Genomic DNA, 18,387 nt, shown 5'->3' on the forward strand with positions numbered 1-18,387 from the left:
CTCAGGCGGCGGCGTAGCGGTTGGCGGGGCGGGACAGGCCGAGCAGTCCGCGCAGGGTGTCCGCCTCGTAGGTGCGGCGGAAGGCTCCCCGGCGCTGCAGTTCGGGGACGAGGCCCCGGGTGATCGCGGGGAGGTCGTGGCCGAGGACGGCGGGCCGGAGGCGGAACCCGGTCAGTCCGGTGCCGCTCAGCTCCTCCAGGAGGTCGGCGAGTTGGGCGGGGCTGCCGGTGAAGATCCGGGCGTCGCTGGTGTACGGCTGTCCGGCGGCCGTGTCCAGGCGGTCCCTGCGGGCTGCGGCCGCGGCCGGGTCGTCGTCCAGGAAGACGACCAGATCGGCGAAGACGTGCAGGGGCTGCGTGGCGCGCCCGGCGGCCTCCTGCTCGGCGCGGATCTCGGCGACGGTCGCCCGGGCCTGGCCGGCGTCGTGCGGGGTGACGTAGCCGACGTCGGCCTGCCGGGCCACGAGCCGGTACGGCACGGTCCAGTGGGCGAGGGCGGTGACGAGGGGCTGGCCCTGCGGGGGCCGGGGGGTGATGGAGGGGCCCTTGACGCTGAAGTGCGGGCCCTGGAAGTCGATGTAGTGCAGCTTGTCGCGGTCGACGAAGCGGCCGGTGGCCACGTCCCGGATCTCGGCGTCGTCCTCCCAGCTGTCCCACAGGCGCCGGACCACCTCCACGTGGTCCGCGGCCTCGTCGAACAGTTCGGTGACCAGCTCACGGGCGGCCGGGCTCTCGTAGCCGTCGATGCGGGGGATCGTGCGGCGGCCGAAGTGGGCGGCCTCGTCGGGGCGGGCCGAGATCTTCACGCGCAGTCCGGCGCGGCCGGTGCTGACGTAGTCGAGCGTGGCGATCGCCTTGGAGATGTGGAACGGCTCGGTGTGGGTGGCCACCACGGTCGGCACCAGCCCGATGTGCCGGGTCAGGGGCGCGACGCGGGAGGCGATGAGGACGGCGTCCAGCCGGCCGCGGACCTGGTCGGTGCGCTCGTCCGGGAGGAGGAGGTGCGAGGACTGCGGGCCGAGTCCGTCCTCGATGGTCACGAAGTCGAGCAGCCCGCGCTCGGCCTCGGTGACCAGGTCGGCCCAGTACCCGGCGGTGAACAGGTCGCGGGGCCGGGCCACCGGCTCGCGCCAGGACGCGGGATGCCAGCCGGTGCCGTCCAGGGCGACGGCGAGGTGCAGTGGGGAGGCGGAAGTTGTGGACACGTGTGGGTGCCTTCCTGATCGTCCGTACGGGAACGCCGGCCGTCACCGGGGCGGGGGCACGGCGGCTGGGAGCAACAGGTCAGGGGCGACAGAGCGCGCCGGCCACGCGCAGCAGGTCGATGTGGGGCCGGGAGTGGAGGCGGACGGCGTGCGGAGCACGTGCCACGTCCGTCACCTCCGTCGCCGGGGCGGTCCGCGTGAGCGGCGCCGCGCACCTCGTGTCCGCTGTCACAACGCCTCCGGGGCGTGCGCTGTTCCCGGTGTGCGGACTTCGAGGAAGGTGGTGCGTCGGCGCAGGGTGAAGCCGAGGGACTCGTACAGCCCGATGGCGTGGGTGTTGCTCGCGGCGGCGTGCAGGAACGGGGTGTCGCCGCGTTCGCGGATGCCCGCGGCGACCGCCCGGACGAGGCGGGTGGCCAGGCCCCGGCCGCGGTGGCCGGGGTCGGTGCACACGGCGCTGATCTCCGTCCAGCCCGGCAGCCGGAGCCGTTCACCGGCGAGGGCGATCAGCCGGCCCCGGTGGCGGATGCCGAGGTAGGTGCCGAGGAGCACGGTCCGGGGCAGGAACGGGCCGGGTCTGGTCCGGGCGATCAGATCCAGGATCTCGGGGACGTCGGCCGGGCCGAGCGCCACGGCCTCGGGGTCGGGCTCGGCCCGCAGCGCGGTGTCGACGAGCTGCACGCCGGGCACGCCGCCGGACGTCTGCCAGCCCTCGGGGACGGCGTCCGCGCCGGGGACGGCCACGTCGGTGGCCGGTCCGACGAGCCGGTGCAGGTCGGCCCAGGCGGCCGGGTCCGCGGGGTCGGCGAGGGCGGCGAAGACGGCGACGTCCGAGGGGTAGCGGGCGGCCCGGCCGACGCGTTCGGCGAGGTGGGCGTGCGGGCCGGTCAGGGCGGCCCAGGCGGCGTTGTCCAGGGGGTGCGGGGCGACCGGGGCCGGGGCTCCGTCCAGGCGGACGTCGGGCGGATGGACCACGGAGCGTGTTCCTTTCACGAGGTGATCGAGCTGCTGCCGCAGGAGATTGACTGGGCGTCAGGAGTTGTCGAGGGGCAGTCCCGGCGGGTTGACCTCGGACTTCTCCACGGCCTCGGTGGTGAGGTTCCAGGCGGCCAGCCACTTGGCGTACTGCCCGTTGTCGATCAGGTGGTTGATGGCGTCCGCGATCGGCTCGGCGAGTCCGCTGTCCTTCTTGGCCGTCGCCGCGATCAGCCCCTGGAGCGAGGCGCCGGCCCCGGAGTAGGTACCCGCGCTGCGGGTGGGCCGGGGGGACCTGGCGGTCTGGGTGACGTGGTAGGCGACGCCCGGGTTGGCGGCGAAGTAGGCGTCGATCTTCCCGCCGGTCAGGGCGAGATAGGTGCTGTTCTTGCTGGCGTAGTGCTTGACGGTGAGCTTCTTGCCCTCCTGCTTCAGCTTCGCCTGCCACTCCAGGAGGATCTTCTCCTGGTTGGTGCCGTTGTCGACGGCGACGGTCCGGCCCGCGAGGTTGCGGTAGTCGCCGTCGAAGTTCCAGGTGCTCTTCTTCAGCACCTCGAAGCCGACGTCGTCCTTGCGGTAGGAGGCGAAGTCGTACTTCCGCTTGCGCTCCTCGGTGTCGGTGATGTTGGCGAAGGCGACGTCGACCTTGCCGCTGTCGATGCCGACGAACATGTTCTCCCAGGTGGAGTTCTTCAGTTCGGGACGCAGTCCGAGCACGGCGGCGACCAGCCGCGCAAGGTCGGGTTCTGCCCCGGTGAGGGTCTTCTGGTCGCTGCCGACGTAGGCCAGCGGCGGGAATCCGTCGGGGAGGGCGCCGACGCCGATGACGAGCGTGCCGCGGCTGCGGACGGACTCGGGGAGGCGGGCGCTGATGGCCTTCACCTCCGAGACCTTCAGCGCCGTCTGCCGCGCGGCGCCGTTGGACAGCCGGCCCACCGTCACCGTGCCGGCGGCGTCGGTCGTGGTGGCGGCGTCGCTGTCGCCGCCGCAGGCGGCGAGGGAGGAGGCGAGGGCGGTGACGGCGGTCGCCGCCGTGATGCCGCGCAGGAGGCCGCGTCGGGAGAGGTGGTGGGGCATGACTGTCCTTTGTCGCCGAGAGGGCGGGGTGAGGGGCGGGAGGGTGGGTGGAGCGGCGTGGGGCGGGTCAGAGCACCTTGGCGAGGAAGTCCCGGGTCCGCTCGTGCCGGGGGTGGTCCAGCACCTGGGCGGGCGGGCCCTGTTCGACGATCCGGCCGCCGTCGATGAAGACGACGCGGTCGGCGACCTCGCGGGCGAAGCCGATCTCGTGGGTGACGATGACGAGGGTGGTGCCGCTGGTCGCCAGGTCCTTGATGACGGCGAGGACCTCGCCGACCAGTTCGGGGTCGAGGGCCGAGGTCGGCTCGTCGAAGAGGATGATGCCGGGGCGCAGGGCGAGGGCGCGGGCGATGGCCACGCGTTGCTGCTGGCCGCCGGAGAGCTGCCGGGGGTAGGCGCCGGTGCGGTCGCCGAGGCCGACGCGGGTGAGCAGTTCGCGGGCCAGTTCCCGCGCCTCGTCGCGGGTGAGCTTGCCGGTGGCGACGGGTGCGGCGGCGACGTTGTCGAGGACGGTCAGGTGCGGGAAGAGGTTGAAGTTCTGGAAGACGAAGCCGATCCGGCCGCGCTGGCGCAGGATGGCCCGCTCGCTCAGCTCCCTCAGCCGGGCGCCGTGGCGCCGGACGCCGATCGGTTCGCCGCCGACGCTGACGTGTCCCAGCTCCGGCTTCTCCAGGTGGTTGATGACGCGCAGCAGGGTGGACTTGCCGGAGCCGGACGGGCCGAGGACGACGGTGACCTCGCCGGGCCGTACCGACAGGTCGATGCCGTCGAGCACGTGGTGGGTGCCGTACCACTTGTGCACGCCGTGCACCTCCAGGGCGGCCGGGCTCGTCGGGGTCGTCGGGGTCTTTTCGGTGGTGGTCATACGGCGGCCTCCCGGCGCAGCCGGGCCCGCGCCTCGGCGAGGCCGGTGCGCGCCTTCTGCAGGGGCGTCGGCGGCAGGGTGCGGGTCGCGCCCCGGGCGAAGTACCGCTCGACGTAGAACTGGACGACGGACACGGCGCTGGTCAGGATCAGGTACCAGACGGTGGCGACCAGCAGCAGAGGCACGATGTCGCCGGGGTAGGTGCTGCCCATCGTCTGCACGGAGCCGAACAGGTCCAGCAGCGACACGTAGAACACCAGGGACGTGCCCTTGATGAGGCCGATGAGCTGGTTGACGTAGTTCGGGGTGATGGACCTGAGCGCCTGCGGCAGGACGATCCGGCGGAACTGGTAGCCCTTCGGCAGTCCGAGCGCCGCGGCCGCCTCGTGCTGACCCTGGTCGACGGAGAGGATGCCGCCGCGGACCACTTCGGAGGCGTAGGCCGCCTCGTTGAGGCTGAGGCCGACGACGGCGACCGCCATGTCGGTGGCGAGCCGGGACTCGTCGAAGGTGACGAAGGCCGGGCCGAACGGCACGCCCAGGCTGAGCGTCTGGTACAGGGCGCTGAAGTTGTAGAGGAAGATCAGGACGACGATCAGCGGGACGGACCGGAACAGCCAGGTGTACGTCCAGCTCACGGCGCGCAGTACCGGGCTGCCGGAGAGCCGGCCGAGGGCGAGCAGGACGCCGCCCAGCAGCCCGAGCACGGCGCTGAGCGCGGCCACTTCGAGGGTGATGAGCAGTCCGTCGAGGATGGTGGGGCGCAGGAACCAGTAGCGGAAGCGGTCCCACTGGTAGAAGGGGTTGGTGGCCAGTCCGTGGATGATCTGGGCGACCACGACGAGGACGGCGGCGGTGGCGATCCAGCGGCCCGGCCTGCGCAGCGGCAGCACCCGCTGGGCCGCGGGTGGCCGGGATGTGGTGCCGGCGGGCGGTGCCTCGGCGAGGGACACGGCGGCGCCTGGGGGTTGGCTCATGGGTGGGCTCCGGCGGAGTCGGACACCCCGGGGCGGCCGTGAGGGTGGTGGTGAGCCGCTACGGCGGGACGGCAGGGCGGGGACCGCTCTGCGGGGCGCGGCGGCGCACGGGGACGCACGGGACCGGGGTGGGGCGGACAACGGCACACCGCACGGGCGGTGTTCGTCGGGCGGGGCGGCCGCCGCTGAGGCTGGAGGAAGAGGTCAGCCCTGACAGCGGGCGGCGCGGCCGGGGTCGGTACACAGTGCGCTGCTGACCCGGAGCAGATCGACGGCGCGGTCGGCGACGAGCGGGCTCGGGTACGGCCGTACGCAGCCCTGGGGGCGGCGGGCGGCCGTCCTGGGTGCTGCGTACATGTCCGTCATCGTCTCTGTTCCGGCCCTGTGGGCCCTCGCGCTTACCGAAACGTCATCCGGTCCGGTCGTCACCTGGGGCACCCCACCGCGGAGCGAGGGTTGCCGGTCAGCCAGCCAGGGCTTGCCGCTGACGCTCATGACCGTTCGTGGTGCGTAGTTAAGGCAGTTGACCCTTCGCGTGTCAACGCCGTTCCGTCAGGTGGGACGGACCTGGAGCAGGCGGCCGAAGGCCGGGTGCGCGGTCAGTCGCCGCACGTGGGCCCAGAGGGCGGGGTGGCGGGGGCCGCGGTGTGCGGTGTCGAGGCCGGCCAGGGCCACCCACACCTCGACGTCGGCCGCGGTGAGCCGGTCGCCCAGGACGCAGGGGTGGGCGGTCAGCCGGCCCTCCAGCCGGTCCAGCACCTCGGGCAGCGCCGCCGGGTCGGCCGCCCGCGCGCACAGCGACTCGACGGCCTCGATCTCCGCCTCCGCGCCCCCCGGGTACAGCACGGGCCCGGCGGAGGTGAAGCGGCGGGCGAGGTCGCGCATGATGTCGGGCGCGTGCGTGCTCACGATCCGGCCCGACCAGGCGTCGCTGAGCACCGGTGCGACGGCCGGGCCCCGGTAGTGGTGCGCGCTCGCCTCGTACAGCGGGCGCAGCGCGGAGTGACCTCCGTCCGGACAGTCCGGGACCGGGTCGAGGAGGGTGACGGGACAGATCTCGCCGAGTCCGAGCAGGCCGTGCACGACGGCGATGCGGAGACAGTCGGGGTGGGTGGGTGACAGGTGGAGCCGGTAGCGGCGCGGCACGGCGTAGTGGCCGCTGCGCGGGTCGCGGCCGATGCGTCCCCGGAAGGCGGGGACGGGGGCGAGCGGTGTGACGGACATGGTTCTCCCCGGGGGCGGGCGCGTGGAGGTACGCGCGGCGGAAGCGGCGTCGGGCCGTGAGCGGGTGCCGGTGCGGACGGGACCCGTTCTGGGGACCGCCGTCGGCCGGCACCGGGGGCTCAGCGCAGGGAGCTGATCGCGCTGCAGACGCGGAGGAGGTCGATGTGCCGGCGGGAGGTGAGCAGGGGGGACGGCGGCAGCGACGGTCCGGGCGTACGGCTCACTCGGCTGGTGGCCGGCTGAAGGCGCGCCATCTTTCCCTACCTGTTCACTAGGATTCCTAACGAAGTGTCGACCGGCATCCGGGGCGCGTCAAGGGGGTGTCCGGGCGGCGGTCCGTCGCGGTGGTGCGCACCGGCCGACGGGGCGGGCGTTCACCGCATGCAGAAAGGGCCCCCGCGGGCAGTTGCCCGCGAAGACCCTTCGCAACCGTCGGGACGACAGGATTTGAACCTGCGACCCCTTGACCCCCAGTCAAGTGCGCTACCAAGCTGCGCCACGTCCCGGTGCCGCGTCCCACGGTTTCCGTGTGATCGCGCTGGTCAAGCCTACCTCATCGTCGGCACCGCGGAGGCCGCCGACCGTCCCCCTCGGATCGGCCGGCGGAGTACGGTGCACGCCCTGTGCGCGGTCTGGCGGTGTCACCCCCGGTTCGCCGCCTGCTCCGTGAGTTCGCGCCACACCTTCGGGCCACCGGGATCCCGCGTCTGCAAGGTCCGCCGAGGCCCCTATGAGACGATCGTCTTCTCCCCCGTTCCTCGTGATCCGCGTGCGGGCGTCGCCTCAGGAGCCCAGGATGCGTGCCACCCAGGCGTTTCGCGCGGCCGTCATGGCATGCGCGAGAGCCGTGTGGGGTGCGGTCAGGTCGAAGCCGTGGAACCCGCCGGGCCACACGTGGAGTTCGGTCTGCACGCCCGCGTGCCAAAGGGCTGTCGCATACGCGACGTCCTCGTCCCGGAAGACCTCGGCCGAGCCGCAGTCGATGAATGCGGGCGGCAGCCCGGTCAGGTCGGTCGCACGGGCGGGCGCAGCGTAGATCGACACCTCGTCGGTTCCCCGCCGCTCGCCGAGGAGCGCCGTCCAGCCCATGACGTTGCTGCCGCGGTCCCACACCCCGACAGCATCGAACTGGACCGAGGAGACCGTCTGGTCCCTGTCGTCGAGCATCGGGTACATCAGGACCTGGCCGGCCAGGGGCGGCCCCTGCCGGTCGCGGGCCAGGAGCGCGGTGCCCGCGGCGAGGCCGCCACCGGCGCTCTGCCCGGCGATGATCAGCCTGTCAGGGTCCATCCCGAGTTCCCGGGCGTGCTCGGCCGTCCAGAGCAGCCCGGCGTAGCAGTCCTCGACCGGGTGGGGATCGGGATGCTCGGGTGCGAGCCGGTATTCGACGGTGACCAGGACGGCGTCGTGCTCGAGGACCCAGGGGAGGGCCTGGATCAGGCCGGAGAACCGATTCCCGGAGACCATGCCGCCTCCGTGCGTGTGGTAGATCCCCGGCCCGGGCCTTTGATGATCTCGGCGGGCGATCACCGAGACGGTGATGCCGGCACCCCGGTACCCCGGGACCGGGACGTCGCGCCGGGTCAGACCGGCGTCCTCGAGCGTCTCGTCGGTGACCTCCGCCGGTGCGGTTCGGCGCATGTCGGGGATCATCTGCGCCGTCAGGGTCGGGGGGATCTGGTCTGCGAGGATCGCGAGTACAGCCGCAAGCTCCGGGTCGAACGGCGGTCGCGGCATGTTCACGGCCATCTGGACTCCTTCACCTGCGCCACGTCGGTTGCGGCGTCGAATCAATCGTCCTGCGCGTGGTGGGCCCCGCTGCGGTATCGGCAGACGGCTTCCGCCGTTCGCGCGCGCAGCCCGCCACAACGCCATGGTCCGGTACCGACGGCCACGCCAGGCCGTCCGTACCGGACCGGGGATGCGTTCAGCCGACCTGCAGGAGGATCTTCCCGCCGACGCCGCTGCGCAGCGAATGGATGGCGTCGATGATGCCCTCGAACGGCAGCTCCTGCACCCAGCCGGTGGTGTCGTAGAAGCCGTCGACCATGGCCGCGATGACCTCGTCGAACTCTGCGGGCCGGTATCCGACCGCCCCGACGATCTCCGTCTCGGTCATCATGAGCTGCGTGGGCTGGAGCTGCGCCGGGTGTTCGTGCAGCGCGGGGACCACCAGTCGGCCGCCCGGGGCGAGGCCCGCCAGGGCAGAGGCGAGCGCCGGGCCCGCACCTGCCGCGTCCACCGCGATGTCCACGCCGTCGCCGTCGGTGAGCGAGGCGACGGCGGCCGCGAGGTCCTCGTTCACCGGGTCCACAACCTGCGCGCCCAGGCCGGACATGATGGCGCGGCGGTCCGCGCTCGGCTCGGACACGAGCACCTTGTCCACACCACGCGCCTTGAGCGCGAACCAGGATCCGATGCCGATGGGGCCGGCGCCGGCGACGAGTGCCGTGCCGCCCGGCTTCACGCCGCCGCGCGAGACTGCGTGCCAGGCCACCGCCATCGGCTCGACGAGCGCGCCCGTCCGCAGGTCCACACTGTCCGGCAGCACATGCAGCTTGGACGCATCGAGGGTGACGTATTCCGCCAGGCCGCCGCCGGTGACGTTCGATCCGAGCGAGCCCATCAGCGGGCAGGAGAAGAACAGGCCCTTCCGGCACGCCGCGCACGTGCCGCAGGAGACCGCCAGCGGGTAGACGGCGCCGCGGTCGCCGACCTTCACGTCCGTCACGCCCTCGCCGACCTCGACGACGGTGCCGGAGAACTCATGGCCAAGGATCTGCGGCAACGTGGCACCGGTCAGGGGGTGCGGCTTGTCCAAGGCGAACGGCAGCGACTCGGGATAGAAGAAGAAGTGGAGATCGGAGCCGCAGATGCCGGCGTAGGCGTTGCGCAGCTTCACCTGCCCGGGACCGGGGCTGGGCTCCGGCACCTCCTCGATGCGGAGGTCCTCCTTGCCGTAGAACCGTGCTGCCTTCATTCCTCTTCTCCTTCTCCTGACAGGACCGGGGTCGCCGGTGCTTCTCCCGCCGCGTACCGCGCGCTCGCGGCGCTGCGGTGCGGTCATGAGACATCGGACCGGCCGGGTGTGCGCGCCCGTCGCGCGGTTGCGCCGTCCGTCCCTCATCGTCGTGTGCGCCGGGGTGCCGGGCCCACCGCCGGACGCGGCTGGATTCCACGGTCCTGCCCGCCGTTCGCGCGACGAGTCGCTGAGCCACTCATCTCATCGGCTCTCACACACGACGGTGTGCCCGAACGGCGGGTTGATCGGCCGGCATCTGCCGCGAACGGCGGTTCCTTGCTGCAGCGCCCCCTGCCGACCATGGACGCAGCTCACCTGAGGGTGGTGAGCGGCAGACACAGCGAAGGAGCTCATCATGGACTGGCCGGCTGGTGAAGCGGCATTCGTCACGGGCGGGGCGTCCGGGATCGGCCTCGGCGTCGCGCGGGCGCTCGTCGCCGCAGGCGCGAAGGTCGCACTGGCCGATGTCGACGAAGGGCGGCTCGCCGAGGCCGCCCAGGAGCTGACGGACGCCGGCGGCACCGTGACGGCGGTACGGCTCGACGTGAGCGACGAGGAGAGCTGGGCGGCCGCGGCCGACCTGGCCGAGGAAGCACTCGGCCCGATCTCGATCCTGTGCAACATCGCCGGCGTGAACGGCGGCGGCACGATCGAGGAGACGCCGCTCAAGGTCTGGCGCTGGGTGCTCGGAGTGAACATCGACGGCCAGTTCCTCGGCGTGTCGACATTCCTGCCGCGGTTCAGGAGCCGCGGCACGCGAGCGCACGTCCTCAACACCGCCTCGGTCTCCGGACTGGTGCCAATGGCCAACGTGGGGGCCTACAGCGCGTCGAAGTTCGCGAGCGTCGGTTTCACCATGGTGCTGCGCGAGGAGATGCGGGACAGCAACGTCGGAGTCTCCCTGCTCATCCCGGGGACCGTCGCCACCCGCATCAACTTCACCGCCGGCGAGGCCGAGGCCAAGCTGCTCGGGCGGCAGCTGAACCGTGAGGTCGCCGAGGCCAACCACGCGGTGCTCGCCAAGGGCGCCGATCCCGACCGTGTCGGCGAACAGGTCGTGGAAGCCGTCCGGGACGGTCGGTTCGTCATCGTCACCCATCGTGAGTGGGGAGCGTTTGCCCGCCGCATACACGCCGAGATCGAGGACGCGTACGAGGCGTTCGACGGCCGCCACGGCCCGGACACGACCGCTCAGATGCTGGCCGGGGGCACGAACCCCGTCTCGGCTTGAGCGCGCCCCACCAAACGGCGTACGTGCCGGGGTGCCGGCCGACGCGTACGCCGAAGCCGACGCCGACCCCGGCGGCATCCGAGTCCTGGGCCGCGTCGACGACGTCATGAACGGCTCCGGGACCGCAAGGTCGCCGAGTACGCCGTCGGCGAGGAGCTGTCCGCACACCTCCGCAAAGATCGGCGATCACCGGACCCGCAAGATCATGATGCCGCCGATCGCCGTCGGCCGGGCCACTGCCGCCGACGACTGACCCGGCACGGCCCGGCTCGGGATCCTCGCAGCCGCCCCGCCGAGTGGATGGTCACGGGGTGGACTCCGGTCCGGTGATGACCCCTGCCGTAGCAGCGCAGCGCCGTTCCCCCGTGCCCTGCCCCCTGTCCCTCCCCCCTGCTGTCCCGGTCCACCGGGATCCCGTCTGTCGCATGCCCCCCAACAGCAAAGGAGTTCCTCATGACGACGTCCCTCCCCCGCCCCCCGTTCGACCCGGAGCTGGAGATCGCCCTCGGCCGGATGGCCGAGGTGGCGCCGCTCACCTTCACCGCGGAGATGATCCCGGTGGTCCGCGCGAACCCGCCGTACCAGCTGACCGACGAAGACTTCGACGCGATGGGCGTGACGGTCCGCGACGTGACCATCCCCGGCCACCAGGGCGATGACATCCTCGTCAGCGTCATAGCACGCAAGGACCACCGGGGTCTGGGCCCGGGGATCTACCACACCCACGGCGGCGGTATGGTCACCGGCGACCGTTTCGCCGGAATCCAGCACGTCATCCCCTGGGTCGTGGACAACGACGCCGTCCTCGTGACGGTCGAGTACCGGCTGGCGCCGGAGTTCCCCGACCCGTACCCCGTGGAGGACTGCTACGCGGGACTGGTGTGGGCGGCCGAGCACGCCACCGGGCTCGGCTTCGATCCTCGGCGGCTCATGATCGCCGGCTCCAGCGCCGGCGGTGGTCTCGCGGCCGGCACGGCTCTGCTGGCGCGTGACCGCAAGGGCCCGCAGCTGATCGGGCAGATGCTCATCTACCCGATGCTCGACGACCGCGACCGGACCGTCTCGAGCGTCCAGTTCGACGGCGTCGGCCTGTGGGACCGGCAGAGCAACCGGATGGGATGGACCGCGCTGCTGGGCGACCGGCGCGGCACCGACGACGTCTCGGTCTACGCCGCGCCGGCACGGGCCACGGACCTGTCCGGGCTGCCGCCGGCCTTCATCGACTGCGGATCGGCCGAGGTGTTCCGGGACGAGGACGTCGCCTACGCGACCGCCCTGTGGGCGGCCGGAGTACAGGCCGAACTGCACGTGTGGCCGGGCGGGTTCCACGGCTTCGACCTCGCCGCGCCCGACAGCACTCTCGGACGGGCGATGCTGGCCGCCCGCAGCACCTGGGTCAACCGGCTCCTCGGAGCCTGATGCACCCGGCGAGGGCGGTAGTCTGGCCACCTGAGCGAGGGAGAGCAGATGCAGGAACTCGTCGGACGGCTCACCGCCCTCGATCCCGAGGCCAGCGAGACCCTCAAAGTCGTCACATACTTCGACACCCTCGTCACCGCCGGCGCCGGGCTCGACGCGCTGCTGCGCGGCGCGGCCGCACTCTCCGGGGTCGTTGCCGGGGCAGACCGGCGCGGACGGATCAGCCGTCGTGGCCCCGACGGCCAGACCGTCCGGACCGAGCCGATCACACGATCGCCGGAGCGGGCGTGTTCGGTCGGAGCCGTGTGGCTGGAGCGCATCGGCCCCCACCATGCCAACGACCAGATGATCGTCGAACGCCTGGCGTTGTCCCTCGACCTCATCGAAGCGCGACGCAACCCGGTCAGCGACCTCGAGATCGTGATCGACCCGGCCCGCACCGTCACCGAGCGGACCACAGCGCTGGCGAAGCTGCGGGTCGATCCGGGATCGCGCATCCGGATCATGGCGACGCGATCGGATACGCAAGCCGCCAGCGCATCGTCGGCGGTCGTCCCCACCAAGTACGGGATCGTGCGTGCCACCTTGTGCCGCACCGCGCAGGAGCCGCCGTCAAAGCCGGCGGGGCTCGGTCAGTGGGTGCGAGCCGACCACGCGCCCGACTCCTGGGACGGCGCGGTGATCGCGCTGCGGCTCACCGACGCGACGGATCCGGTCGTCGATGCGACAGACCTGGGCGCCCTGCTGCTGCTCGCTCGGGCACACGATCCGCAGGAGCCGCATGACGACATCAGAGCACTCGCCCGCCTGGACGCCCGCTCGGCCCAGGTACTACGGGCACTCGTCGAAGCGGACAGCCTTCGGGCTGCGGCGGCCGCACTCGGCATGCACCACTCCACGCTTCAGGCGCGGCACGATGCACTGACGCGTCAACTCGGATACGACCCGCGCACTGCCGCGGGCAAGGTGCGCTACGCGGCTTCCGAGTTCCTCTTGCGGCTCACCGACCCGGGCGTCGCGGAACGCCCGGCCTTCCCCCAGAGGCCCCATGACCAGACGCGTCATGAACGGTTCGGGAACCGCTGACGAGAGGGATCCAGGGAACGCGCAGGCCATGACGGGGTGTACTCCTGCGGCCAGGTGACACGACGCTCACGGAGACCGGCAGCACGGTGGAGCATCTGTCGGACGAGGACCGGACGGGCCGCGACTGAGCCGGCCGGCGCCGCGGGCCGGCCCGATGATCACATCGCGAGACGGCCTTGCGTCCCTCCTTCCACCGGGCGTTACCTCGCACGGTGCGTACCGAAGAACCCGAACACCTCAGCAACGCCGATGTCACCGGCGACCGCTCCGCGCGGCGCGCCGTCACCGTCTTCCCGCTCCTCGTCCTCGCGGCCGGCGCCCTCGGCCTGCTGCTCCCCGGGAGCTTCGCCGGCTGGGGCGAGGCGGTGCCGTACCTGCTGGGCGTCGTGATGTTCTGCATGGGCATCACCATGACCCCGGAGGACTTCCGGGGCGTCGCCAAGCGCCCCTGGGCCGTGGCGCTGGGGCTGGTCGCGCACTACGTCATCATGCCGGGGCTCGGCTGGGCCGTCGCCCATCTCCTCCAGCTCCCGCCGCAGCTCGCCGCGGGCGTGATCCTCGTGGGCTGCGCCCCCAGCGGCACGGCCTCCAACGTGGTGACGTTCCTGGCGCGCGGTGACGTCGCCCTGTCCGTCTCCGTCGCCACCGTCTCCACGCTCGTCGCCCCTCTGGTCACGCCGCCGCTGACGCTGCTGCTGGCCGGTGAGTACCTGCCGGTCGACGCCGGGTCCATGGTGACCGACATCCTCAAGACGGTGCTGCTCCCGGTCCTCGCGGGCCTCGTCGTGCGGCTCCTGGCGGGCCGGTACGTGCAGCGGGCGCTGCCGGTGCTGCCCTGGCTGTCCGCGCTGACGATCTCGGTGATCGTGGCCGTGGTGGTGGCGGGCAGTGCCGACGCCATCAAGTCGGCGGCGGGGCTGGTGTTCGTGGCCGTCGTGCTGCACAACGGACTCGGCCTGGCACTCGGTTACGGCGCGGGACGGATCGGCCGGCTCGGTGAACCGGCGAGCCGTGCCATGGCCTTCGAGGTCGGCATGCAGAACTCCGGGCTCGCGGCCTCCCTGGCCACCGCCCACTTCAGCCCGCTGGCGGCGCTCCCGGCCGCGGTCTTCTCCGTCTGGCACAACATCTCCGGCGCCCTGGCCGCCGCCTGGCTGTCCCGGCGGCGGCACTGATCCGTCAACCGCCGTACGCCCCCTTCGACTGGCCTGGCGTGACACGCCCGTGGCGCGTGCCGGCCGGCCGAGGAAGGAACTCGCGTGAAGACCGCACCCGCCTTGTCCCAGCCCGGCGTCGTTGAGTGTCAATGCCTCTGTTGACAATCTCAGCAACAATTTGGAGGGGGTGGGCCCTGTCAGGCGACCGGCGGCGTGCCGTGGGTGTGGAAGGACTCGATGGTCTTCAGCCCCCAGGCCTGGCCCTTGGCCCGCTCGGCCTCGGTCCAGGTGACCAGCGGCCAGTCGGGCGCCGGCACCAGGCGGGTGAGCGGGTTGCACAGCTCGATGCGGTTGCCGCCGGGCTCGTAGACGTACAGGAAGAACGTCTGCTGGACGGCGTGCTCGTGCGGGCCGGTCTCGATGAACACGCCGGTGTCGATGGCGAGGTCGGCGGCGCGCAGGATGTCCTCGCGGGTGCCGGCCGCGAAGGCGATGTGGTGCAGCCGGCCAAAGGAGCCGGTCCAGTCCTCGGTGCAGACGACGTCGTAGGACTTGTCGGTGAACGTCAGCCAGCGGGACGGCGCAGCACCTTGATCTCCTCCACCGTCTTCCCCTCGCGCCAGGCCTTCGCCGACTGCCCGCCACACGAAGTCCCCCGCGTGCGCGGTGACGACGAGTGTGGAACGTGGGGCGGCGGCGGGCGCGTTGCCGTGCGTCATCGATGCTTCTCCTTGGTGGACAGGGGGCGCCCGCCTCGGTGCGCGGTCAGTCGCGCAGCGCCTCGATCACGCTGGTGAGGTGGGCGCAGACGGCCGCCTCGGCCGCCTGCGGGTCCCTGGCCTCGATCGCCTCGATCATGGCCAGATGCTCGTTCAGGGATTGCTGCGGACGTCCCGGGCGCAGCGCCAGCTGGAAGCGGTGGCGCACCAGTTGGGCGTTGAGCCGCTCCAGCAGTTCCACGGCCGTCCGCTGGCCGGAGAACTCCCGGATCCTGGCGTGGAGTTCGTGGTTGAGGTCCGAGTAGGTCAGCGGCTCGCCGCCGGCCACGGCCTTGCGCATCGCCGCGCCCAGCTCCTTCAGTTCGGCGAGCTGCTCGTCGCTGACGGCCACGGCCGCCTTCGCCGCGCACAGCCCTTCGAGGACCAGGCGGCACTCGGTGATGGCGACCGCCTCCTCCACGGTCACCACCCGCACCCGTGAACCACGGTTGCGGATCCGCTCCACGAGCCCCTGGGACTCCAGATCGATCAGGGCGGCCCGGATGCTGGCCCGGGTCACGCCGAACTGCTCGGCGAGCTCGTTCTCCACCAGCCGCTGGGCCGGTGCCATCTCGCCGCGCAGAATCGCCTGCCGCAGCTGCCCGAGCGCAAGCTGTTTCGCCTGCTCCCCGGTGCTCGGACGCGCTTGTTCCGGCATGTCGCCCTCCCTGAGTGAGTGCCTGTCGGACGTAAATCCAGCCAAACAGGATTGTCAACCATTTTGTTTGCCGTATCGCCGGTGACGCGGCCGGTGTTCCGCTCCGCCCGGTGGTGGCGCGGGGGCGACGAAGTGTCCGCGCACCCCGCCGGATTCACCACACTCTGTCGTCCCCGAGGCGGCCCACGCCCCGGTTAGCGTCGCCGCATGACCCGAAGCTTCGTTGTGCACGTCCCCGACGCCGAGCTCGAACCCGAGCCCCTCTCCCCCGCACAGATCGTGTCCGGCACCCCCGAAGTGACCGGGAAGGTGGTGTGGGAGTCGGCGGACGGACGCCGGGTGCTCGGGATCTGGCAGATCACCCCCGGCGTCGTCACCGACACCGAGGCGGACGAGGTGTTCGTGGTGCTGGGCGGATCGGCCACCATCGAGGTGGAGGGCGGCCCGACGCTGACCGTAGGGCCCGGTGACATGGCCGTCCTGCGGGAGGGTGACCGCACGACGTGGACGGTGCACGAGACACTGCGGAAGGCGTACGCGATCAACCTCGGGTAGCCCGGCCATGTCCTGTCAAATGGTTGACAGGATGAGACCGTCCGCCCAGGGTGGTTCGGGCAGAGAGGGACGGGTCCAGCGAGGGGTTCTCATGGTGGATGCGCTCGGTGTCGCCGTCGTCGGTTTCGGCTGGATGGGCCGGGTGCACACCCGGGCGTACGCCCGCGTCCGGCACCACTACCCGCTGCTGGGGTTGCGCCCGGAGCTGGTGACGGTGGCCGAGGAGGTGCCGGGCCTGGCCGAGGAGGCGGCGAAGCAGTTCGGCTTCGCCTCGGCGACCCGCGACTGGCGCGAGGTGGCCGCCGATCCGCGTGTCCGGGCGGTGAGCATCACCGCCCCGAACTTCCTGCACCGCGAGATCGGCGTCGCGATGGCCGAGGCCGGCAAGCACATCTGGATCGAGAAGCCGGTCGGCCTGACCGTCGCCGACGCCCGCGCGGTGGCGGACGCGGTCGCCGAGGCCGGGGTGCAGGGCGCGGTCGGGTTCAACTACCGCAACGCGCCCGCCGTCGAGACGGCCCGGGAGCTGATCGCCTCCGGCGGGATCGGCACCGTCACGCACGCCCGCATCCGTCTGTTCAGCGACTACGCCGCCCATCCCGAGTCCGCGCTGACCTGGCGCTACCAGCGGGAGCGGGGTGGCAGCGGGGTGCTCGGCGACCTGGCCTCGCACGGCGCCGACCTGGCCCGGTACCTCCTCGGCGACATCACGTCCCTGACCGCCGACACGGCGGTCTTCCTGCCCGAGCGGGCCCGCCCCACCGCCGCGACCACCGGCCACGCCCGTGCCGCGGGCGGCGAACCCGGCCCCGTGGAGAACGAGGACTACGTGGGCTGCCTGCTCCGCTTCGCCTCCGGTGCCCGCGGTGTCCTGGAGGCCTGCCGGGTCTCGGTCGGTGAGCAGAACACCTACGGCTTCGAGGTGCACGGCACGACGGGCGCGGTCTTCTGGGACTTCCGCCGGATGAACGAGCTGGGCGTCAGCCGCGGCACGGCCTACCAGGACCAGCCGGTGAGCACCGTCTACGCCGGCCCGGGCGACGGCGACTTCGCCGCCTTCCAGCCCGGCGCCGCGAACGCGATGGGCTACGACGACCTGAAGGTCATCGAGGCCCACCGCTTCCTGCGCTCCATCGCCGAGGGCACCGCGTACGGCACCACGCTCGCGGACGCCGTGCACAGCGCGGTCGTACTGGAGGCCATGGCGCGGTCGGCCGAGCGCCGCGCCTGGGTCGACGTGCCCCCGCAGCCGTACCGGTAGGAGCGGGGCACGGGTCACGCACCACAGGACCGGAGGAACCGGCGGGTGCGCACCGCGATGGGCAGTGGCCGGTCCGGCTCGCACGGGTACATGTCCTGCTCGACGATGGCGAACAGGTCCACGCCCAGCCCCTGGGCCGCCCTGAGCACCGGCTCCAGTTCGGGGATGCCGGAGGGCGGTTCGCACATCACCCCTCGCTGCACGGCCGGACCGAACGGCACCCCGTCCGCCCGTACCCCGGCCAGGATCTCCGGGTCGACCTGCTTGAGGTGCAGATAGCCGATGCGCTCCCCGTAGGTCTCGATCAGCTTGACGCTGTCGCCGCCGCAGTAGGCGTAGTGGCCGGTGTCCAGGCAGAGGCCGACCAGGTCGGAGTCGGTGGCGTCGAGGAAGCGTTCGACGTGCTCCTCGGTGTCGATGTGGGTGTCGGCGTGCGGGTGGACGACGATGTCGAGGCCGTAGGTCTCCTTCACCTCGCGGCCCAGCCGCTCCATGCCCGTGGTCAGGTGGGACCACTGCTCGCGCGTCAGCTCCGGGGGCTCCAGGATCGCGGCGGTCCGGTCGTCGCGCCAGAAGGACGGGATGACGACGAGGTGTTCCGCGCCCATGGCCCGGGTGAGGGCGGCGACCCGGCCGACCTGCTCCCGGGTGGCTTCCCACTCGGCGGGGCCGCGGTGCAGTCCGCAGAAGATCGTGCCGGCGGAGACCCTGAGGCCGCGCCTGCCCACCTCGTCGGCGAGCCGGGCGGGGTCGGTGGGGAGGTAGCCGTAGGGGCCCAGCTCGATCCACTCGTAGCCCGCCTCGGCGACCTCGTCGAGGAAGCGTTCCCAGGGCACCTGGCGGGGGTCGTCGGGGAACCAGACCCCCCAGGAGTCGGGGGCCGAGCCGACCCGGATGCGGTCCAGGACAGGGGGCATG

The 18,387-nt window shown here is 72.2% G+C and carries 20 protein-coding genes, 1 tRNA gene, 2 pseudogenes and 1 riboswitch; of the genes and pseudogenes, 7 read left to right on the forward strand and 16 right to left on the reverse strand.

All coding sequences use genetic code 11. The features are described from left to right. Position 1 precedes the first annotated feature (1 nt). The 12 genes from H0H10_RS07385 to H0H10_RS07430 all read right to left on the reverse strand — a co-directional run bounded on the left by H0H10_RS07385 (position 2) and on the right by H0H10_RS07430 (position 9,302). On the reverse strand, positions 2-1,204 hold the full coding sequence (locus H0H10_RS07385; RefSeq protein WP_188180032.1) for an LLM class flavin-dependent oxidoreductase: 1,203 nt from the start codon (positions 1,202-1,204) through the stop codon (positions 2-4). Between the two features lie 79 nt (positions 1,205-1,283). After that, positions 1,284-1,436, reverse strand: a complete 153-nt coding sequence (locus H0H10_RS41180; protein WP_373566819.1) for a putative leader peptide — start codon at positions 1,434-1,436, stop codon at positions 1,284-1,286. Continuing rightward, complete coding sequence (locus H0H10_RS07390) at positions 1,433-2,179, reverse strand: GNAT family N-acetyltransferase (protein ID WP_188180033.1); 747 nt, start codon at positions 2,177-2,179, stop codon at positions 1,433-1,435. Before H0H10_RS07390 ends, H0H10_RS41180 begins: the two co-directional genes overlap by 4 nt. A 57-nt stretch (positions 2,180-2,236) precedes the next feature. Continuing rightward, positions 2,237-3,256, reverse strand: a complete 1,020-nt coding sequence (locus H0H10_RS07395) for an ABC transporter substrate-binding protein (RefSeq protein ID WP_188180034.1) — start codon at positions 3,254-3,256, stop codon at positions 2,237-2,239. 67 nt (positions 3,257-3,323) lie between these two features. Beyond that, the gene (locus H0H10_RS07400) at positions 3,324-4,121 is read right to left on the reverse strand and encodes an amino acid ABC transporter ATP-binding protein (protein WP_188180035.1); all 798 of its coding nucleotides are present in this window, start codon (positions 4,119-4,121) and stop codon (positions 3,324-3,326) included. Further along, positions 4,118-5,098 carry an amino acid ABC transporter permease gene (locus H0H10_RS07405; RefSeq protein WP_188180036.1) on the reverse strand — a complete coding sequence of 327 codons (981 nt, stop codon included), beginning with the start codon at positions 5,096-5,098 and terminating at the stop codon, positions 4,118-4,120. The genes H0H10_RS07400 and H0H10_RS07405 overlap by 4 nt, the downstream gene beginning before the upstream one ends. A 204-nt stretch (positions 5,099-5,302) precedes the next feature. Beyond that, positions 5,303-5,455, reverse strand: coding sequence for a hypothetical protein (locus tag H0H10_RS07410; RefSeq protein WP_188180037.1), 153 nt, complete (start codon positions 5,453-5,455; stop codon positions 5,303-5,305). 32 nt (positions 5,456-5,487) lie between these two features. Further along, positions 5,488-5,597: riboswitch (SAM riboswitch) on the reverse strand. 53 nt (positions 5,598-5,650) lie between these two features. Beyond that, positions 5,651-6,322 (reverse strand): glutathione S-transferase C-terminal domain-containing protein, encoded by a 672-nt coding sequence (locus H0H10_RS07415; RefSeq protein WP_188180038.1) that lies wholly within the window; start codon positions 6,320-6,322, stop codon positions 5,651-5,653. Between the two features lie 119 nt (positions 6,323-6,441). After that, complete coding sequence (locus tag H0H10_RS40495; RefSeq protein ID WP_262506238.1) at positions 6,442-6,576, reverse strand: putative leader peptide; 135 nt, start codon at positions 6,574-6,576, stop codon at positions 6,442-6,444. Positions 6,577-6,754: 178 nt separating this feature from the next. Continuing rightward, positions 6,755-6,828, reverse strand: a tRNA-Pro gene (locus H0H10_RS07420). Positions 6,829-7,105: 277 nt separating this feature from the next. Further along, positions 7,106-8,071 carry an alpha/beta hydrolase gene (locus H0H10_RS07425; protein ID WP_188180039.1) on the reverse strand — a complete coding sequence of 322 codons (966 nt, stop codon included), beginning with the start codon at positions 8,069-8,071 and terminating at the stop codon, positions 7,106-7,108. 178 nt (positions 8,072-8,249) lie between these two features. Further along, a complete protein-coding gene (locus H0H10_RS07430; RefSeq protein ID WP_188180040.1) occupies positions 8,250-9,302 on the reverse strand; it encodes a 2,3-butanediol dehydrogenase in 1,053 nt (350 codons plus the stop codon). Between the two features lie 397 nt (positions 9,303-9,699). Here H0H10_RS07430 and H0H10_RS07435 point away from each other — a divergent pair, with 397 nt between their 5' ends. The 5 genes from H0H10_RS07435 (at position 9,700) to H0H10_RS07455 (ending at position 14,255) form a co-directional block, all read left to right on the forward strand. Further along, entirely contained in the window at positions 9,700-10,575 is an 876-nt protein-coding gene (locus H0H10_RS07435; protein ID WP_188180041.1) for an SDR family NAD(P)-dependent oxidoreductase, read from the forward strand. A 31-nt stretch (positions 10,576-10,606) separates the two neighbouring features. Continuing rightward, positions 10,607-10,828, forward strand: coding sequence for a hypothetical protein (locus H0H10_RS07440; RefSeq protein WP_188180042.1), 222 nt, complete (start codon positions 10,607-10,609; stop codon positions 10,826-10,828). A gap of 200 nt (positions 10,829-11,028) precedes the next feature. Beyond that, a complete protein-coding gene (locus H0H10_RS07445; protein ID WP_188180043.1) occupies positions 11,029-11,994 on the forward strand; it encodes an alpha/beta hydrolase in 966 nt (321 codons plus the stop codon). A 48-nt stretch (positions 11,995-12,042) separates the two neighbouring features. Next, the gene (locus H0H10_RS07450; RefSeq protein ID WP_188180044.1) at positions 12,043-13,080 is read left to right on the forward strand and encodes a hypothetical protein; all 1,038 of its coding nucleotides are present in this window, start codon (positions 12,043-12,045) and stop codon (positions 13,078-13,080) included. Between the two features lie 212 nt (positions 13,081-13,292). Continuing rightward, positions 13,293-14,255: a bile acid:sodium symporter family protein gene (locus tag H0H10_RS07455; RefSeq protein ID WP_188180045.1), complete on the forward strand. Its 963-nt coding sequence runs from the start codon at positions 13,293-13,295 to the stop codon at positions 14,253-14,255. 179 nt (positions 14,256-14,434) lie between these two features. Here H0H10_RS07455 and H0H10_RS07460 read toward each other — a convergent pair. From H0H10_RS07460 to H0H10_RS07470, 3 genes and pseudogenes are all read right to left on the reverse strand, one after another. Beyond that, positions 14,435-14,818: pseudogene (locus H0H10_RS07460) on the reverse strand (VOC family protein); the annotation flags it as partial. Beyond that, positions 14,815-14,956: pseudogene (locus tag H0H10_RS07465) on the reverse strand (PIG-L family deacetylase); the annotation flags it as partial. The pseudogenes H0H10_RS07460 and H0H10_RS07465, both read right to left, overlap by 4 nt. A 46-nt stretch (positions 14,957-15,002) precedes the next feature. Then, positions 15,003-15,653, reverse strand: coding sequence for a GntR family transcriptional regulator (locus H0H10_RS07470; RefSeq protein ID WP_188180046.1), 651 nt, complete (start codon positions 15,651-15,653; stop codon positions 15,003-15,005). Between the two features lie 207 nt (positions 15,654-15,860). Here H0H10_RS07470 and H0H10_RS07475 point away from each other — a divergent pair, with 207 nt between their 5' ends. Both H0H10_RS07475 and H0H10_RS07480 read left to right on the forward strand, forming a co-directional pair. Beyond that, a complete protein-coding gene (locus H0H10_RS07475; RefSeq protein WP_188180047.1) occupies positions 15,861-16,208 on the forward strand; it encodes a cupin domain-containing protein in 348 nt (115 codons plus the stop codon). A gap of 91 nt (positions 16,209-16,299) precedes the next feature. Further along, positions 16,300-17,469, forward strand: a complete 1,170-nt coding sequence (locus H0H10_RS07480) for a Gfo/Idh/MocA family protein (RefSeq protein WP_188180048.1) — start codon at positions 16,300-16,302, stop codon at positions 17,467-17,469. A gap of 14 nt (positions 17,470-17,483) precedes the next feature. Here H0H10_RS07480 and H0H10_RS07485 read toward each other — a convergent pair whose 3' ends face one another. Then, positions 17,484-18,386 (reverse strand): sugar phosphate isomerase/epimerase family protein, encoded by a 903-nt coding sequence (locus H0H10_RS07485; protein ID WP_188180049.1) that lies wholly within the window; start codon positions 18,384-18,386, stop codon positions 17,484-17,486. Position 18,387: the final 1 nt, after the last annotated feature.

Source organism: Streptomyces griseicoloratus (assembly GCF_014534645.1).
GTDB classification, from domain to species: domain Bacteria; phylum Actinomycetota; class Actinomycetes; order Streptomycetales; family Streptomycetaceae; genus Streptomyces; species Streptomyces griseicoloratus.

What these genes read in the sequence shown, in the direction of transcription:
- H0H10_RS07395 (WP_188180034.1), bottom strand. Translation starts at nt 3,256, where the DNA reads ATGCCCCACCACCTCTCCCGACGCGGCCTCCTGCGCGGCATCACGGCG.
- H0H10_RS07400 (WP_188180035.1), bottom strand. Translation starts at nt 4,121, where the DNA reads ATGACCACCACCGAAAAGACCCCGACGACCCCGACGAGCCCGGCCGCC.
- H0H10_RS07405 (WP_188180036.1), bottom strand. Translation starts at nt 5,098, where the DNA reads ATGAGCCAACCCCCAGGCGCCGCCGTGTCCCTCGCCGAGGCACCGCCC.
- H0H10_RS07410 (WP_188180037.1), bottom strand. Translation starts at nt 5,455, where the DNA reads ATGTACGCAGCACCCAGGACGGCCGCCCGCCGCCCCCAGGGCTGCGTA.
- H0H10_RS07415 (WP_188180038.1), bottom strand. Translation starts at nt 6,322, where the DNA reads ATGTCCGTCACACCGCTCGCCCCCGTCCCCGCCTTCCGGGGACGCATC.
- H0H10_RS40495 (WP_262506238.1), bottom strand. Translation starts at nt 6,576, where the DNA reads ATGGCGCGCCTTCAGCCGGCCACCAGCCGAGTGAGCCGTACGCCCGGA.
- H0H10_RS07425 (WP_188180039.1), bottom strand. Translation starts at nt 8,071, where the DNA reads ATGGCCGTGAACATGCCGCGACCGCCGTTCGACCCGGAGCTTGCGGCT.
- H0H10_RS07430 (WP_188180040.1), bottom strand. Translation starts at nt 9,302, where the DNA reads ATGAAGGCAGCACGGTTCTACGGCAAGGAGGACCTCCGCATCGAGGAG.
- H0H10_RS07435 (WP_188180041.1), top strand. Translation starts at nt 9,700, where the DNA reads ATGGACTGGCCGGCTGGTGAAGCGGCATTCGTCACGGGCGGGGCGTCC.
- H0H10_RS07445 (WP_188180043.1), top strand. Translation starts at nt 11,029, where the DNA reads ATGACGACGTCCCTCCCCCGCCCCCCGTTCGACCCGGAGCTGGAGATC.
- H0H10_RS07450 (WP_188180044.1), top strand. Translation starts at nt 12,043, where the DNA reads ATGCAGGAACTCGTCGGACGGCTCACCGCCCTCGATCCCGAGGCCAGC.
- H0H10_RS07470 (WP_188180046.1), bottom strand. Translation starts at nt 15,653, where the DNA reads ATGCCGGAACAAGCGCGTCCGAGCACCGGGGAGCAGGCGAAACAGCTT.
- H0H10_RS07475 (WP_188180047.1), top strand. Translation starts at nt 15,861, where the DNA reads ATGACCCGAAGCTTCGTTGTGCACGTCCCCGACGCCGAGCTCGAACCC.
- H0H10_RS07480 (WP_188180048.1), top strand. Translation starts at nt 16,300, where the DNA reads ATGGTGGATGCGCTCGGTGTCGCCGTCGTCGGTTTCGGCTGGATGGGC.
- H0H10_RS07485 (WP_188180049.1), bottom strand. Translation starts at nt 18,386, where the DNA reads ATGCCCCCTGTCCTGGACCGCATCCGGGTCGGCTCGGCCCCCGACTCC.